General features: G+C 74.6%; 12 protein-coding genes. All 12 read left to right on the top strand.

The features are described 5' to 3' along the window. The first annotated feature begins 95 nt into the window (after nucleotides 1-95). The 12 genes from KBY19_RS22435 (at nucleotide 96) to KBY19_RS22380 (ending at nucleotide 16,093) form a co-directional block, all read left to right on the top strand. Entirely contained in the window at nucleotides 96-1,865 is a 1,770-nt protein-coding gene (locus KBY19_RS22435) for a fatty acyl-AMP ligase (protein ID WP_247691286.1), read from the top strand. Further along, entirely contained in the window at nucleotides 1,862-3,709 is a 1,848-nt protein-coding gene (locus KBY19_RS22430) for an acyl-CoA dehydrogenase family protein (protein WP_210966551.1), read from the top strand. Before KBY19_RS22435 ends, KBY19_RS22430 begins: the two co-directional genes overlap by 4 nt. Beyond that, a complete protein-coding gene (locus tag KBY19_RS22425) occupies nucleotides 3,703-5,520 on the top strand; it encodes an acyl-CoA dehydrogenase family protein (protein ID WP_185016572.1) in 1,818 nt (605 codons plus the stop codon). The genes KBY19_RS22430 and KBY19_RS22425 overlap by 7 nt, the downstream gene beginning before the upstream one ends. Nucleotides 5,521-5,551: 31 nt before the next feature. Next, nucleotides 5,552-5,929: an acyl carrier protein gene (locus KBY19_RS22420; RefSeq protein WP_210966550.1), complete on the top strand. Its 378-nt coding sequence runs from the start codon at nucleotides 5,552-5,554 to the stop codon at nucleotides 5,927-5,929. A gap of 2 nt (nucleotides 5,930-5,931) precedes the next feature. After that, nucleotides 5,932-9,027 (top strand): type I polyketide synthase, encoded by a 3,096-nt coding sequence (locus KBY19_RS22415; protein ID WP_210966549.1) that lies wholly within the window; start codon nucleotides 5,932-5,934, stop codon nucleotides 9,025-9,027. Continuing rightward, nucleotides 9,027-10,094 (top strand): 3-oxoacyl-ACP synthase III family protein, encoded by a 1,068-nt coding sequence (locus tag KBY19_RS22410; RefSeq protein ID WP_185019352.1) that lies wholly within the window; start codon nucleotides 9,027-9,029, stop codon nucleotides 10,092-10,094. The genes KBY19_RS22415 and KBY19_RS22410 overlap by 1 nt, the downstream gene beginning before the upstream one ends. Then, a complete protein-coding gene (locus KBY19_RS22405; protein ID WP_210966548.1) occupies nucleotides 10,087-12,063 on the top strand; it encodes an HAD family hydrolase in 1,977 nt (658 codons plus the stop codon). The genes KBY19_RS22410 and KBY19_RS22405 overlap by 8 nt, the downstream gene beginning before the upstream one ends. Next, entirely contained in the window at nucleotides 12,042-12,269 is a 228-nt protein-coding gene (locus KBY19_RS22400; RefSeq protein ID WP_210966547.1) for an acyl carrier protein, read from the top strand. The genes KBY19_RS22405 and KBY19_RS22400 overlap by 22 nt, the downstream gene beginning before the upstream one ends. A 114-nt stretch (nucleotides 12,270-12,383) precedes the next feature. Continuing rightward, the gene (locus KBY19_RS22395) at nucleotides 12,384-13,256 is read left to right on the top strand and encodes a 4'-phosphopantetheinyl transferase superfamily protein (protein WP_099879672.1); all 873 of its coding nucleotides are present in this window, start codon (nucleotides 12,384-12,386) and stop codon (nucleotides 13,254-13,256) included. Then, nucleotides 13,246-14,541: an FAD-dependent monooxygenase gene (locus KBY19_RS22390; RefSeq protein ID WP_210966546.1), complete on the top strand. Its 1,296-nt coding sequence runs from the start codon at nucleotides 13,246-13,248 to the stop codon at nucleotides 14,539-14,541. Before KBY19_RS22395 ends, KBY19_RS22390 begins: the two co-directional genes overlap by 11 nt. Nucleotides 14,542-14,603: 62 nt before the next feature. Then, nucleotides 14,604-15,728: an alpha/beta hydrolase gene (locus KBY19_RS22385; RefSeq protein WP_307843584.1), complete on the top strand. Its 1,125-nt coding sequence runs from the start codon at nucleotides 14,604-14,606 to the stop codon at nucleotides 15,726-15,728. Further along, nucleotides 15,725-16,093, top strand: a complete 369-nt coding sequence (locus KBY19_RS22380) for a DUF4260 family protein (protein WP_247691285.1) — start codon at nucleotides 15,725-15,727, stop codon at nucleotides 16,091-16,093. The genes KBY19_RS22385 and KBY19_RS22380 overlap by 4 nt, the downstream gene beginning before the upstream one ends. Nucleotides 16,094-16,096 lie beyond the last annotated feature (3 nt).

Raw genomic sequence — 16,096 nt, 5'->3', positions numbered from 1 at the left:
TAGATGACGCGTTCGCGGTCGTCTGCAACGGCCCGCCCGTCGGGCGGGTCGCCAACGGGGCTATGGGGGCGATGATGGCTGTGCCCAGGAACTTCATGGAACTCGCACTGCGGAGAATCCACGAGCGGCCCGACGCGACCGCCTACCAGTTCGTCCGGGTGGGCCGCGACGGCCGGCTCGACGCCGACTCCCTCAGCTACGGCGACCTGGGGGCGCGCTCCTTGCGCCTGGCCGCCTGGCTCCAGGAGCGCGGCTGTCACGGACAGCGGGTACTGATCCTGCACACCGACGGGGCGCAGTTCGTCACCAGCTTCCTGGGCTGCCTGTTCGCCGGTGCCGTGGCTGTTCCGGCGCCGCCGCCCAGCGGCGCCCGGCAGAACGTGGAGCGCGTCGCGAACATCATCAAGGACGCCGCCGTCAGCTATGTGATGACGGACTGTGCGAACGCCTCCGCCGTCTCCCAACTGCTGGCCACCATCGGCCACTCCGAGGTCGTCTGCCTGGCGACCGACCGTACGGCGGTCAACGACGGTGAGCCGGAGTGGCACGAGCCGGGGCTCTATCCGGCCGATGTGGCCTACCTTCAGTACACCTCCGGGTCGGTCAGCGAGCCCAAGGGCGTCATGGTGACGCACCACAACATGCTCGCCAACCAGGAGGCGGTCCGGCAGGGAATGCGGACGACGGCGGACTCGGTGGTCGGCGGCTGGCTGCCGTTCCACCACGACATGGGACTGGCGGGTCATCTGCTGCACCCGCTGTGGCTCGGTGGCAGGGGCGTGCTGATGCCACCGATCAGCTTCGTCAAGCGCCCGGTCAGCTGGCTGCGCATGATCGACGCCTACGGCATCACCACGGGCGGCGGCCCCAACCTCGGCTACGACCTGTGCGTGCGCCGCGTCACCGACGAGCAGCTGGCCGGACTCGACCTCTCCCGCTGGACGACGGCCGTCAACGGCGCCGAGCCGGTGCGTGCGGAGACGATGGACGCGTTCGCCGAGCGGTTCGCCCCCGCCGGGTTCCGCCGCTCGGCGTTCTACCCCTGCTACGGGCTGGCCGAAGCCACCCTGCTGGTCTCCGGCGGGACCCCGGGAGCGCCGGCGCTGGAGCGCACCGTCGACGCCGCCGAGCTGGAGCGGCACACCGTGGGGGAGGCGAGGCCGGGCAGACCGAGCCGCACGCTGGTCAGCTCCGGCATCCCGCGCGGCTGCGAGGTGCGGATCGTGGACCCGGAGAGCCATGCGCGACTGCCGCACGGCCGGGTCGGCGAGGTGTGGGTACGCGGGGACAGCGTGGCGCACGGCTACTGGAACCGGCCGCTGGACAACGCGCAGTCCTTCTGCGCCACCATGGCCGACGGCACCGACGGTTTCCTGCGCACCGGGGACCTGGGGGTGCTGGACGGCGGGGAGCTGTTCGTCACCGGACGGCTCAAGGACATCATGATCGTCGCCGGGCGCAATCTGTACCCGCAGGACATCGAGCGAAGCGTGCAGCAGGTGAGCGCGCTGTTCGGCTCCAGCGCGGCGTTCTCGGTGGAGTCGGACCGCGACCATGTGGTCGTCGTCCAGGAGGTGCGCACCAGCCGCAACTACGACACGCAGCTGGCGTCACTGGCGGCGGACGTGCAGCAGTGCGTGGCCCGGGAGTTCGAGGTCGCAGCCGAGAACGTGCTGCTGGTGCGACCCGGCACCGTACGCAGGACCACCAGCGGCAAGCTGCAGCGCCGCGCGATGCGGCAGATGTTCCTGGAAGGCCAGATCCAGCCCTTGCACGAGGTGGTCGCGCCCGAGGTGCGCAAGCTCGTCGAGGCCGGGGCCGACGCGCGCGCCGGCAGCCGCCGTGGCGCTCAGGAGCGAGGATGACGGTGCTGCGCGGACGGCGTGCCCCGCAGCGCGGTCCGGAGGCGGCCGGGGCGCGTGCGGCGTCCGGGCCGGCCGCAGCGCCGACGGCACGCTGGTCGCTTGCCGAACGCCTGGACGCCTGGCTCGGTGATCCCGACGACGACGCGGGTCCGCTCGGCTACGCCACCGCCGCCCGCGAGGACGCCGCCGAGCGGTTCCCCTCGGCCGCCTGCGCCGCGCTCGACGAACTCGGCGTCCAGCACTACTACGTGCCCGCCCAGTACGGCGGCACGCTCACCGGGCTGCCGCAGTTGCTGGAGCTGGTGCGCACCCTCGCCCGGCGGGACCTGACGACCGCTGTGGGGCACGGGAAGACCTTCCTGGGCGCCGTGTGCATCTGGGTCGCCGAACAGGGCGCGGGCGCGGCGCGGCTGGCCGATCTGGTGCGCGCCGGGGAGCCCGTCTCGCTGGGGCTGACCGAACGGGCGCACGGCAGCGACCTGATGGCCGGCGAGGTCGTCGCCGAGCGGGTACCGGACGGCTACCGCATCACCGGCGAGAAGTGGCTCATCAACAACGCCACCCGTGGCCGCCTCGTCTGCCTGCTGGCCCGCACGGCGCCCGAGGGCGGCCCGCGCGGCTTCAGTCTGCTGCTCGTCGACAAGGCGGAGCTGCCGCCCGGTACGTACCGCACCCTGCCCAAGGTGCCCACCTTGGGCATTCGCGGCGCCGACATCAGCGGCATCGCCTTCCAGGGGGCACCGGTGGGCCGCGACCGACTGGTGGGCCGGGAGGGCGAGGGCCCCGAAACCGTGCTGAAGGCGCTGCAGATCACCCGCTCGCTGTGTACGGCCCTCTCCCTGGGCGCCGCCGACCACGGGCTGCGGCTCGCCCACGGGTTCGCCGCCGAACGGGAGCTGTACGGGCGCCGGATGCTGGAGCTGCCGCAGGTGCGGCGGACGCTGTCCGAGTGCTACGCCGATCTGCTGGCAGCCGAGGCGCTCAGCACGGTCGCGGCGCGCAGCATCCACACGCTGCCGGGCGAGCTGAGCGTCACCTCCGCCATCGCCAAGTACCTGGTGCCCACCATGGTGGACCGGACGCTGCTGCGGCTGCGCGGGGTGCTGGGGGCCCGCGCCTTCCTCAGCGACCACCACGCGCACGGACGCTTCCAGAAGCTGGAGCGCGACCACCGCATCGTGGGCATCTTCGACGGCAACACGATGGTGAACCTCTACGCGCTCATCGCCCAGTTCCGCACACTGGCGCGCCGGTTCGCGGCACCGGACGGCGCGGCCGGCTGGGAGACCGACACCTTCTCCCTCACCCGCCCGCTGCCGGATCTGCGGCCCGACCGGCTGACTCTGCTGGCCCGGCACGGCAGCGCGCTGATGGCGTCCCTGCCGGCGAGTGCGGCGGCCCTGGAGCGGGCGGCTGCCGAGGACGTGCGGCTGCTCCCCGCGGCCCGCGCGGCCGACACCCTCACGGTGGCCTGCCGCGAGCTGCACGCGCGGATGGGCGCGGCCCGGCTGCTGCCCGGCGGGGCGCCCGTGGAGAGCTTCGATCTGGCGCGCGGCTACAGCGCCTGCTTCGCCGCGGCCTGTGCGCTGGGGCTGTGGCGGTACAACGCAGCGGGAGGGGCCGTGTCGCCGCTGTGGCTCCATGCGGTGCTGGACCGGCTCTCGAGCGGTCTGGAGGAGGCTGTACCCGGCAGTACCGGGCCGCTGCCGCGGCCCTGGGGGGTGGAGGAGGAGGCGCGGGAGCCGCTGTACGAGCGGCTGCTGGAACGGATGGCCGCACAGTACGCGGCGGGGGAGCTGTTCTCCTTGCTCCCGTGCCGCACAGCGGAGGGACCGCCATGCTGACGCCGACCGAGGGCACCGGGGGCACCGGTGCCGAAGAAGAGCTCCGCATCCAGTACCGGATCGCCGACCTGGAGCGCCGCTTCGGCGACCCGGCCGACCCGGACAACCCGCTGGGCATCACCGCGCTGCTGGCCGCCGACGAGCGCGGCGAACTGCTCGCCGAGGCGGAGGACGTGCTGACCGACTTCCAGCTGAATGCCGAGTTCGTGCCCCGCGAGTGGGGCGGCAGACTGGAGCGGGTCGACACCATGGGCCGGGTGCTGCGCGCCGTCTTCCGCAGGGACGCCAGTCTGGGGCTGGGCTACGGCGCCACCTCCTTCCTCGCCGCCGTCGCGGTATGGGCGGCCGGGACCCGCGAGCAGCGGCGCCGGGTGGCCGAACTGCTGCTGAGCGGCGGCCGGCTGGCCATCGCGTACCACGAGCTGGCGCACGGCAACGACTTCGTACGCAACGAGTTCCGCGCCACCCCCACCGCCGACGGCGGCTTCCGGCTCGACGGTGTCAAACAGGTCATCAACAACGTCGTCCGTGCCGAGGCGCTCGTCCTCTTCAGCCGTACCGACGAGGCGGCGGGCAGCCGCAGCCACTCGGTGCTGCTGGTGGAGAAGGACCGGCTCCCCGCGGGCCGGCTGCGCTATCTGCCGCGCTATGCGACCGTCGGGGTGCGCGGCTGCCAGAACGCGGGCGTCGAGTTCACCGACTGCCCGGTGGCCGGTGACGCACTCGTCGGCGAACTGGGCGACGGTGTGGAACTGGCGCTGCGCTCCTTCCAGATCACCCGCAGCGTCGTACCGTCGATGATCCTGGGCGGGGGCGACACCGCGCTGCGAACCGCCGTGAGCTTCGCGCTGAACCGGCAGCTGTACAACCGCTCGGTGCTGGAGATCCCGCACGCCCGCGCCACACTCGTCGGCGCCTTCATCGATCTGCTGATCTGCGACTGTCTGGCGCTGGCCGCCACCCGTGCCGTGCATCTGCTGCCCGCCGAGACGAGCGTGTACGCGGCGGCCGTCAAGTACCTGCTGCCCAAGCTGCTGACGGAGACCACCTACGACCTGTCCGTCGTACTGGGTGCCAACTTCTATGTGCGCGGCGGCGAGTACGGCGCCTTCCAGAAGCACGTACGGGACCTGCCGATGATCAGCCTCGGGCACGCGGGCACCGCGGCCTGCCAGGCGACGATCATCCCGCAGCTGCCGCGGCTGGCCCGCGCCGCGTGGTTCACGGGCCCGCCCGCCCCCGACGGGCTGTTCCGGATCCGCGACCCGCTGCCGCCGCTGGACCCCGCGCGGCTGGAGCTGGTGGCCACGGCGGACGGACTGGCGTGCTCGCTGGCGGGGGCCGCCGACGAGCTGGCTGACGACAGCCGGACCGGCCCCGGAGCCCGCACCGGCGCATACGGCGAGGCGCTGGTGGCGCTGGCCGGGGAGGTGGAGGCGGAGCTGCGCGGGCTGCAGGAGGAGTGCGCCGCCATGCCCGCCAAGGACCGCACGGTACTGGCCAGCCCGCGCGCCTACGCGGGCGCGGACCGCTACGCGCTGCTGCTGGCGGCGGCGGCCTGCCTGGGCGTGTGGCGCAACCAGGGCACCGGCCAGGACGCGGGCGGGCAGACCGGTCCGCACGCCGCCTCGACGGACTTCCTCGCCTCTCCGGTGTGGCCGACCGTCGCCCTCACCCGGCTCGCCAAACGGCTCGGCCGCCCGCTGCCCAAGCTGCCCGCCGGCTGGGAGGAACACCTGCTGGACGAGGTGCTCACGCGGTACCACGAGGCCCGCAGCTACGACCTGTACGACACCCCGCTCGCCGGCTGAGCGCCAGGACGAGCAAGGCGAGGAGCATGCCATGGTGCCGCAACCGACCGGGGCCCCGGCCCCGGATCCGTCAGGGACCCGCCCACCGGGCAGCCGCACCCAGGCCCGGGCGGCGCTCCCCGAGCAGTTGGGGGAGCGCGAGTTCGCGCGGTGGCTGACCGCCCGGCTGGCGGAGTTCCTGGGCCGGTCCGCCGAGGACATCGACCCCCGCACGCCGTTCGCGGAGTACGGCCTGGATTCCGTCGCCGCGCTGAGCCTCTACGGCGACATCGAGGACGAGTTCGCGCTCTACCTGGAGCCCACGGTCGCCTGGGACCACCCCACCGTCGAGGCGCTGGCCCGCTGCCTCGCCGGCGCGTACGCGCACAGCGGCGGCCGTCCGGGCCCGGCCGGACCTGCGGAGGTGTGACGATGCCGCGCACCGACACCGCAGCCGCCCCGGATCCGATGCCCGGTTCGCGTGCCGTCGCCGTCGTCGGCCTGGACTGCGCCTTTCCCGGGGCACCCGATCCGGCCGCGTACTGGCGGCTGCTGAACGGCACCGAGCACACCGTCGGCGCCCCACCACCGACCCGCTTCCGCGCCGGGGCCACCGGCGCGTTCCTCGCCGACGCCGACGCCTTCGACCCGGGCTTCCTCGGCATCTCCACCGCCGAGGCGGGCGCCATGGATCCGCAGCAGCGGCTGCTGCTGCAGTGCGCCTGGCGGGCCGTCGAGGACTGCGGGGTGCCGCCGTCCGAGCTGGCCGGCAGCCGCACCGGAACCTACGTCGGCGCGATGTCCGACGACTGGGCGCGGCTCTCGCTGGCCGACCCGGCCGGCATCACCCCGCGCACCGGCACCGGCAGCGGGCGCTCCATGCTCGCCAACCGGCTCGCCTACCAGCTCGATCTGCGCGGCCCCAGCCTCACCGTGGACACCGCCTGCTCCTCCTCGCTGGTGGCCGTGCACCTGGCCTGCAACGCGCTGCTGACCGACGAGTGCGACCTGGCGCTGGCCTGCGGCGTCAACATCGTCATCGGTACGGCGCTCGACCGGATCTACCAGCAGGCCGGGCTCGCGGCGGCCGACGGGCGGTGCAAGCCGTTCGCCGCCGAGGCCGACGGGATCGGGCGCGGCGAGGGTGTGGGCGTGGTGGCGCTGCGCATGCTGGACGAGGCGGTGCGGCACGGCGACCCGGTGTACGCCGTCATCCACGGCAGCGCCGTCAACCAGGACGGGCGCAGCAACGGCATCATGGCGCCGCACCGTGCCGCGCAGCGGGAGGTGGTCACCGCCGCCCGGGTGCGCGCGGGTGCCGAACCCGAGCAGATCCGCTATGTGGAGGCCCACGGCACCGGCACCGCGCTCGGCGATCTCATCGAGGTCCTGGCCCTCGACGACGCGCTGGGCGCGCGGCAGGGCCCGCGACAGGCGCCGCTCGCGCTCGGCTCCGTCAAGGCCGCCGTCGGCCACACGGAGGGCGCCGCCGGTATGGCGGGGCTGGTGAAGATGGTGCTGGCGATGCACCACGGCACCGTGCCGCCCGGGCCGCCGCCGGGTGCCGAGAACGGCCAACTCGGGCTGGCCAAGCGGCGGATGGAGCTGCTGACCGAGCCGCTTCAGTTGGCCGCCGAGGGCCCGGGGTGCCGGGTCGGTGTCTCCAGCTTCGGAATGGGCGGCACCAACGCACACCTGGTGCTGGGCCCGGCACCGCGCTCCTGCCCCGCAGCCGGGCAGAAGGCCGCGCCCGGTGTGTTCACCCTCTCCGCCGACACCTCCGAGGCGCTGCGCGACAACCTCCGTGCGCAGGTGGCGGCGGCCGACGCCACGCCCGAGCGGGACCTGGCGGCGCTGTGCCGTACGAGCAACCGGGTGCGCTCCGCGCAGCCGTGCCGCTTCGCGACGGTGACCGGCACCCCGCGGGAGCTGGCCGAGGCGCTGCACACGGCGGCCGACACGATGCCGGAACCGGTCGCGGCCACCGAGGAGCCCTCGGTGGCCTTCGCGTTCACCGGGCAGGGCGCCCAGTACCCGGGAATGACGGCAGCGCTGTATACGGGCTCGCCGCTGTACCGCGGCTTCCTCCAGGACGCGTCCGCCGCGCTGCGCCCCTGGACCGGGGAGCCGGTGCACGAGCTGATCCTCGACGGCAGCGCGCGAGTGCACCGCACGGGTGTCACCCAGCCCGCGCTCTTCGCCATCGAGTACGCGCTGGCCAGGACCCTGACGGAGCTGGGGCTGCGGCCCTGCGCGGTGATCGGGCACAGCATCGGCGAGTTCGCCGCCGCGGTGATCGCCGGGGGACTGGAACTGGCCGAGGCCGCCCGGCTGGTGGCGAAGCGGGGCGCGCTGATGGAGGCGCTGCCCGAGGGAGGCGGCATGCTCGCCACCCGGGCCCGCGCCCGGGAGGTGCGGACGCTGGTGGCCGACGAGCCGCTGTGCGCGGTCGCCGCCGTCAACGCCCCCGGCGCCACCGTGCTCTCCGGCGATCTGGCGGGGCTGGCACGGCTCCGGGAACAGCTGGAGCGCGGCGGCTTCCGCTGCACCCCGCTGACGGTCTCGCACGCCTTCCACTCCCCGCTGATGGAGCCGATGCTGGAGGCCTTCGCCGAGGCGGCCGACGGCGTGCGCGGGGCGCCGCCACGTATCCCGTTCCACTCCACGGTGCACGGCGGGCCGCTGCCCGAACAGGCCGCGCCGGACGCCGCGTACTGGACCGGACAGATACCGGCGACCGTGCTGTTCGAGGAGGCCGTCGGCTCGCTGTGCGCCGAACCGCCCACCCACATCGTGGAGATCGGCCCCAAGCCGGTGCTGACCGGACTGCTGCGCCGGATCACCGCGGCACGCGGCATCCCCGCACTGGCCCCGTGCCGCGACGCCGACTCGGGCCCGCGGCAGCTCGCCGAGGTGGTGGCCCGCCTGTACCAGGACGGGCTCGATCCGGAGTGGGAGCGGCTCTACGCCGACACCGACCGGCGGACCGTACGTATGCCTCCGCACGTCTTCGCCACCCGCTGGCGCTCCTGGCGACAGCCGCCCTCGGCGCCGTACGAGACCCCGGCCACCACCACCGGCAACGGGAACGGCAACGGGAACGGGCACGGGAACGGGAACGGGCACGGCGCGGCCCACGCCGACGGCCCCCGGACCGCCCACGGCAACGGCAACGGCAACGGCAACGGAACCGGCAACGGCCACGGGGGTGCCGGTGAGCGCCGTACACTCCCGCCGCCGGCCGAATCGCCCGCCGCCCCGCCGGACCACACCGCGCACGTCCACGCGGGCGTCCGCGCCGTGGTGGCCGAGATCATCGACAGCACGCCGGGCGAACTCGACGAGGAGCTGCGCTTCTACGACGACCTGGGCTTCGACTCCGTGATGCTGATGGAGCTCAAACACCGGCTGGAGGAACGTTTCCCCGAGCTGGGTGAGCTCTCGCTGCCCGAGATGCTCTCCAGCCTGGTGAGCATCGGCTCCCTCGCCGCCTACGTGTGCGGCCTGCTGACACCGGCGGCCGTGTGATGGCCCGCGCGGCGGGCGCGCCGCCCGTGCACGTGCTGGGCACGGGGACCGCGTTGCCCGGCGAGCCGGTCGGCAACGACCGGCTCGCCCACCGCCTCGGCCTCCCCTCCGCGTGGGTGGAGACGTTCATCGGCACCAGGACCCGGCACTTCGCCGTCGATCTGGACAGCGGCCGGGTGCGCTGGACGCTGGAGGACCTGTGCACCGATGCGGCGGACCGGGCGCTGGCCGACGCCGGAGTCGAACCCTCCGAGGTCGCCTTCATCGTGCTGGCGACCGCCACCCCGGACGCGCTGATGCCGACCACCGCCGCACTGCTGGCCGACCGGCTCGGCATCGAGGACGCCGCCGCCTACCAGCTCCAGTCCGGCTGCAGCGGTGCCGTACAGGCGTTCGCGGTGGCTCGCGCCCTGCTGGCCGTCAGCCCGTCCGGGCTGGGCCTGGTGGTCGGTGGCGACGTGTGCAGCAAACATCTGGACCTCGGCGAGGACTTCCATGAGCTGCCGCCCGGCGCCCTCGTCAACTATGTGCTGTTCGGCGACGGCGCGGGCGCGGCCGTCGTCAGCGGCGCGCCCCGCGACGGGACCCGGGCCGTCCTCACCCACCTGGAGCACCGGGCGGCCGGGTTCGGGGTGCCGCCGGGGCAGCGCGTCGAGTGGTTCGGCGCAGCCGATCTGCGCTCCGGCGACGGCCGGCGCCCGGCGGTGACCGAGGACTACAAGGCCGTCGAACACCGGGTCCCGGTGCTGGCCCGCCAGCTGCTCGACGCACTGCTCACCGCCGCGGGCTGGCGGCCCGAGACGGTCGACTACCTGCTGCCCCCGCAGCTCAGCGGCCGGATGACCGAGCGGATCACGAGCGAGCTGGGCCAGGGATTCGAGTGGGAGCAGGTCTCCTGTGTCGCGGAGACCGGCAACAACGGCAACGCGCTGGTCTTCTTCCAGCTCGACCGCCTGCTGCCGCGCCTCGCCCCTACCCAGCGGGCCCTGGCCCTGGCCGTCGAGTCCAGCAAGTGGATCCGGGCCGGCTTCACCGTCGAGGCACCGCAGGAGGCACCTGATGCGTGACCGGGACGTCGCGCCGGAACGGCCCCTCGACCGGGAGCCGGCTCCGTCGCTGCGCACGCTGCACGCCCGGGGCCGGCTCGCCGCCGCCTACCCGGCCGTGCGGGAGCTGCTGGCCGGTGCGGACGCGGATGAACTCGACTTCGCGGGCCGTGTCCTGGCACCGCTCGACCCGGAGGAGGTGCTGCGCCACCACCCGGACACCCCCACCGTCCGGATCGCCGTCACGGGGCGGGGCACGGTGGGCGACGTGGTGCCGGCGCTCACCGGTCAGCTGGCGCGGCACGGGATACTGCCGCGCACCCTGGTGTGCGGTACCGGGGCCTACCTCGGCGAGCTGGCCGACCCGCGCTCCCCGCTCTACGCCCACGCGCCCGACATCACGCTGTGTGTGCTGGATCCGCTCACCGTCTGGGACAAGGTCGCCGCGCCCTGGCAGCCGATCGAGGTGAGCGTCGCGGCCGAGCGGCAGCGCAAGGTGCTCGGCGAACTGGCCGAGGCGCACGGCGCCCATGCGCCGCCCGGCGCGACCCTGGTACTCAACACCGTGCCGCTGCTGCGCCGCTTCACCCACCAGCTCACCTCACTTGCCCAGCGTGCGGAACTCGGCGGGCTGTGGCGGCAGTTCAACGCAGACCTGCTGTACATGGCCCGCCCCTGCGCCGGGCTGGCCGTCCTGGACCTCGAGCCGGTCACCAGTGCGGGTGTGCGCGCGGACGAGCCACGGCTCGGCGCCTACGCCGACGCGCACTGCACCGCCGAGCTGCTGGCCGGCTACGCCCATGAGGCCGCCCACCTGATCCGCGGCCTGCGCGGAGCCGCCAAGAAGTGCCTGGTGCTCGACCTGGACGGCACCCTGTGGGACGGCGTGCTCGCCGAGGACGGGCCTGAGGGCGTCACCGCTTCCGGGTCCCTGCGCGGCGCGGCCTTCGGCACCTTCCAGCGCACCGTCAAACAGCTCGCCTCGCAGGGCGTGCTGCTCGCCGTCTGCAGCAAGAACGACCCGGAGGCCGTCACCCGGGCGCTGGCCGAACACCCCGAGTTCCCGCTGGGAGCCGCCGACTTCGTGACCGTCGTCGCCGACTGGGGCTCCAAGGCGGAGGGCGTGCACACCATCGCGGAGCGGCTTGGCATCGCCCCGGAGGCGGTCGTCTTCGCCGACGACACGGCCTTCGAGCGGGAGAGCGTGCGCGCTGGTGTGCCCGGTGCCGCCGTGGTCCCGCTGGACGGTGAGCCGGCGCTGCACCCCGAACGGCTGCTCGCGGACGGCTGGTTCGACACCCCGACGCTCACCGACGAGGACCGGCTCCGCCCGGTCCGCTATGCCCGGCGGGCGGCGCGGGAGCGTTCCGAGGCCGGTTCGAGCGACTACCGCGCCTTCCTGGCCGGTCTGGCCCTGCGGGTGGACGTCTCGCCCGCCGAGGACCACGAGCTGGCCAGGCTGGCCCAGCTCAGTCTGCGCACCAACAGGTTCAACCTGACCGGGGAGCGGCTGAGCACCGAACAGGTGCGCCAGCGCGCTGCCGCACCCGGCGCTGTGGTGCTGGCGGTACGCGCGGCCGACCGGTTCGGCGACGACGGGGTGGTCGGGGCCGTCTTCGCCCGCACGGAAGCCGGCCGGCTGTGGGTGGACAACCTGGTGCTCAGCTGCCGGGTGCTGGGCCGCGGTATCGAGGAGGCCGTGATCAACGGGCTGCTGCGGGCGGCGCGGAGCGCCGGGCTGACCGCCGTACACGCCGGCTGGCGCCCCACCTGGGCCAACGCGGCCCTGCGGACGCTGTGCCCCGCGCACGGCTTCACGACCCTCGGCGGACCGGACCCCGGCACGGCCGAGGTCCGCTTCCGGCACCCGCTGCGGCAGCTCCAGCCGGTCCCCGGGCACATCCGGCTGGAGCTGCGGCTGACCCGGGAGCAGGAACAGCAGGCCCGGGAGGAGGGGGAGGTGACGGCATGCGCACCGTCGAAGAACTGATCGAACTCGCCAACACGCACTTGGGCACGACGCTCGCACCCGCCGACGCCGCGGCGGAGCTGACCGAGCTGGCCGAGTGGGACTCCGTGCACCTGTTGCGGCTGATCGCGCTGCTGGAGCAGGAACTGGGCCGTCCGGTGCCGGTGGACGCCGTGCTCCAGGCGCGCAGCCTGCGCGACATCTGGGCCGTGGCGGTGGGCGCATGACCGCCCGCGCTCCGACCGCCCGGCAGGAGCTGCCGGGCAGGCTCGCGGTGGGCTCGCCGGGCCACCGCGCGGCCGACGTACTCGACGGCGTGGCCACACGCCTGGAGGGCTGGCATGGCGATCACCTTGGGCCCCGCGACGGACGGTCGGACGGCGGAGGCGTTCGCCCGGCCGGTGCGGATGAGCGGACCGGAGGGACCCTGGGAGCGGGTCCGTGAGGCGGTCGCGCGGCACGGCAGCGTCGTCGTGCACGGGCGGCTGGAGGAGTGGCTGCCCGACGATCTGGACGACCCGCGGCTGCGCCCGCTGCTGGGCCGGGACCACGCCCGCTTCCAGGCGATGACCCACCCTCAGGTCCGCTCCCGCTTCGTGGCGTCGCGGCTGCTGCTCAAACATGTGGCCTGTGCCGTCATCGAGGCCGCACCCGAATCGGTCGAACTGGCGTACAAGCCCGGTGGCCGCCCCTATCTGCGCGGCCTCGACCAGATCGACATCAGCCTCAGCCACACCGAGAACCTGCTGCTGGTCGGCCTCACCCGGCGCGGCTGGATCGGTGTGGACGCGGAGGCCAAGGACCGCCCGATGCTGGGCCTGGGCACCGAGAACCAGGTGTGTACGCCCTACGAGAGCCGCACGCTGGCGCAGATCGCCGAAGAGCGGCGCAACGCCGCGCTGGTGCGGCTGTGGACGCTGAAGGAGGCGTACAGCAAGGCCATCGGCCAGGGCATGCGGTTCCGCTTCACCGAGTTCGGCTTCAGCCCGCAGGACCGCAACGTGCAGGTGCTGCGGCCCGACGGGGCGCCGGGCACCGGTGAGGAGTGGGCGTTCCACACCTGCCTGGTGGACCGGGCCTACACCGTCAGCGTCGCCCTCTTCGACGCGGGCTTCGGCGATACGAGAGACACGGCGGCGGCCACGATGCTGGACGCGGGACTGATCGCGGCACTGGTGGACGAGACGGGGGAGGCGGGCGACCGTGCGGAGTGAGGCGAGCGAGGGGACGGAACTGGGCGCGGACGTGTGCGTCGTCGGCGGTGGACCCGGCGGCCGGGCCCTGGCGCTGGCGCTGACCCGGCTGGGGTGCGACGTCGTCCTGCTGGAGAAGCGCGACCCGGCCCGCGGCGGCGCCCCCGCCTTCCGGGGCGAGTCGGTCTCGCCCGACGGGGTGCGGCTGCTGGACGGGCTCGGGGTCTGGGAGCGGCTGCGGAAGGCGGCCCACCGGGTGGACCGGCTGGAGATCGAGGACGCGGGCCGCCGTGTGCTCGATGTGCGGTTCGCCGACTTCCCCTACCGCTACCGGCACCCGGTGGAGCTCGCCCAGCCCATCCTGCTGGCGGCGCTCGCCGCGCCGGCCGGCCCGCTGCCGGGGACCTGCACCGTGCTGGAGCCCGCCACGGCGGTGGGGCTGCTGGTGGAGGGCCCCGCGGTGACCGGCGTCCGGGCGAGCACCCCGGCCGGCACCGTGCGGGTGAGCGCGGCGCTGACCGTGGGCGCCGACGGCCGCTACAGCGCCGTACGCCGCCTGAGCGGGCTGGCGGAGCACGCCCGGCAGCTGCCGCTGGAGCGCGATGTGGTGTGGCTGAAGCTGCCCTTCCCCGCCGAATGGGACCGGCGCGCCTACCGGGTGCGGATCGCCGGGGACAGCCACGGCCTGTTCCTGCCCAGCACGGACGGCACGGTCCGGGTGGGCCTCAACATCCCCAAGGGCGGGCTGCGGGCGCTGCGCGCGGGCGGCCTCGGCCAGCTGCACGCCCGCATCGGCCGGTTGGCACCCGAGGCCGCCGAGGCCGCCCGCGACGGCTTGCGCAGCTGGTCGGAGACGGCGCTGCTGGACATCTTCACCACCGAACTGCCGCGCTGGTCGGCGCCCGGCGTCGTGCTGATCGGCGACGCCGCGCACACCCTCTCGCCCGTCCTCGGCCAGGGCGTCAACCACGCGCTGGCCGACGCGGTGACGCTCGCACCGCTGGTCGCCGAGGCGCTCGGCCGCGACCGGCGGGCGCACGGCCGTGCCCTTTCGGAGGCACTGCAGCACTTCCAACGGTGCCGGGAGCCGGACGTGGGCCGCTCACGCGCCCTGCAGCTGCGGCAGGAGCGGATGTTCACCCTCACCGCGCCCGCCGCGACCGCGCTGCGCCGGACGGTCTACCGCGCCCTCGACGCCAGCCCCGCCCTCCGCCGCCGGGTGCTGGCCCCCGCCTACTTCCCGGGGCAGCGGCCCGTCGCCCCGCAGGAGCAACAGGACGCCGCGAGTGAGGCGGCACCCGTATGAGCGACGCCGGAGCACGCAGCGCAGCGGCAGCGCACCCCGAAGCAGCAACGCGCACTGCAGCGGTGCAATCCGCAGCACATACCGAAGCCCCCACGCTGGCCGAGCTGCGCGCGCTGGCGCCCCTGCACGCCCGCGCACAGGGCATCCCCGCCGACCGGTGCCGCGCCGTCCTCTCCCGCATCCGCAGCGCACACGGTGGTGACGCCGACTCCTGGCCCGCCGTCTGGAGCCGCGCCGGCGACGCCCTCGCGGCGCGCGGCCGCCATCTGGACGCCGCCCGGCACTACGCGCTGGCCCGCTTCCCCTACCCGGACGGGCCCGCCCGCGAGCGGGCCCAGCGGCTGTGTGTGCGCTCCTTCGACCAGTGGCGGACCGACCGCCCCGGTATCGGCCGTGAGGAGATCGAACCGCCCTCGGGCACGGGCCGGTTCACCGCGTGGACGGCCGGGCTCAGCAGCCGGACGCCGCGCCCGCTGCTCGTGGTGTGCGGCGGCATCGTCTCCGTCAAGGAGCAGTGGGCACCGCTGCTGGCCCGCGCCGCCGCGCTGGGCACCGCCGTCGCCGTCACCGAACTGCCGGGCGTGGGCGAGAACACGCTGCCCTACGACACCGCGGCCCCCGCCATGGTCGGCGCCCTCCTCGACCACCTCGCCGACCGCGCCGAGGTGAGCCGCACCCACGCCATAGCCCTCAGCTTCGGCGGCCACCTGGCGCTGCGTGCCGCGCTGACGGACCCCCGGCTGGTGGGCGTCTCCACGGTGGGCGCACCCGTACGCCACTTCTTCACGGACGGCGACTGGCACGCCGGGATACCCGCGACCACGGTGCACACGCTCGCGCGGCTGACCGGCCGCCCACCGGCGCAGGTGCCGGCGTCGCTCGGGGAGTGGGCCCTGTCAGCGCCGGAGCTGGCCCGGCTCACCGCTCTGCCCGTCACCTATGTCGCCGCACTGCGCGACGACATCGTCCCGCTCGGCGACGCGGCGCTGCTGGCCCGGGACCCCGCCGCCCGGCGGGAACTGCTCGTACTCGACGACGAACACGGCGCCCCCGCCCATCTGGCGCGGGTCCGCGCCGTGCTGCTGGGCTCCGCCCTGCGCGGGCTGGGCCTCCACCCCGTCCGGCGAGCGGCTCTCACCACGGTGGCCGGAGTGCGCGGGGTGCGGCGCGGCCGGGTGCGGACATGAACGGCTGGACATGGCGCAGCCCGCGCGGCCGCCTGCTGAGCGGCACGGTCGGCGTGACGGCGCTGTACGCGGGCGTACGACTGGGCGGGGCCCGCAGCCGGGTGCTGTGGACCTGTGCGGTGCTGCCCGATGTCGCCCTGCTGTACGGGGCCGCCTCGGCGCCCACCTTCGATCCGCTCCCGCGCCGTGCCGTGCGGCCCTACAACGTGCTGCACTCGCCGGGTGTCCCGCTCGTCCTCTTCGGCGCCGCGCACGCCCTGGGCAGCCGCGATCTGCGCCTTGCCGCCTGCGGCTGGCTCGCCCATGTCGCCGTGGACCGCGCTTTCGGCTACGGCCCCCGGGCCCGGGACGGGTCGCGTCTGTGACCC

The sequence above is a fragment of the Streptomyces sp. B15 genome, from assembly GCF_018070605.1.
GTDB lineage: Bacteria > Actinomycetota > Actinomycetes > Streptomycetales > Streptomycetaceae > Streptomyces > Streptomyces smyrnaeus.
The sequence above is the reverse complement of the archived record's forward strand: the minus strand, read 5'-3'. Positions and strand labels throughout refer to the sequence as shown.

Coding starts and splice junctions, on each gene's coding strand:
- KBY19_RS22380 (WP_247691285.1), top strand. CDS start 15,725: ATGAACGGCTGGACATGGCGCAGCCCGCGCGGCCGCCTGCTGAGCGGC.
- KBY19_RS22395 (WP_099879672.1), top strand. CDS start 12,384: ATGGCGATCACCTTGGGCCCCGCGACGGACGGTCGGACGGCGGAGGCG.
- KBY19_RS22400 (WP_210966547.1), top strand. CDS start 12,042: ATGCGCACCGTCGAAGAACTGATCGAACTCGCCAACACGCACTTGGGC.
- KBY19_RS22415 (WP_210966549.1), top strand. CDS start 5,932: ATGCCGCGCACCGACACCGCAGCCGCCCCGGATCCGATGCCCGGTTCG.
- KBY19_RS22435 (WP_247691286.1), top strand. CDS start 96: ATGGAACTCGCACTGCGGAGAATCCACGAGCGGCCCGACGCGACCGCC.
- KBY19_RS22430 (WP_210966551.1), top strand. CDS start 1,862: ATGACGGTGCTGCGCGGACGGCGTGCCCCGCAGCGCGGTCCGGAGGCG.
- KBY19_RS22425 (WP_185016572.1), top strand. CDS start 3,703: ATGCTGACGCCGACCGAGGGCACCGGGGGCACCGGTGCCGAAGAAGAG.
- KBY19_RS22420 (WP_210966550.1), top strand. CDS start 5,552: ATGGTGCCGCAACCGACCGGGGCCCCGGCCCCGGATCCGTCAGGGACC.
- KBY19_RS22405 (WP_210966548.1), top strand. CDS start 10,087: ATGCGTGACCGGGACGTCGCGCCGGAACGGCCCCTCGACCGGGAGCCG.
- KBY19_RS22410 (WP_185019352.1), top strand. CDS start 9,027: ATGGCCCGCGCGGCGGGCGCGCCGCCCGTGCACGTGCTGGGCACGGGG.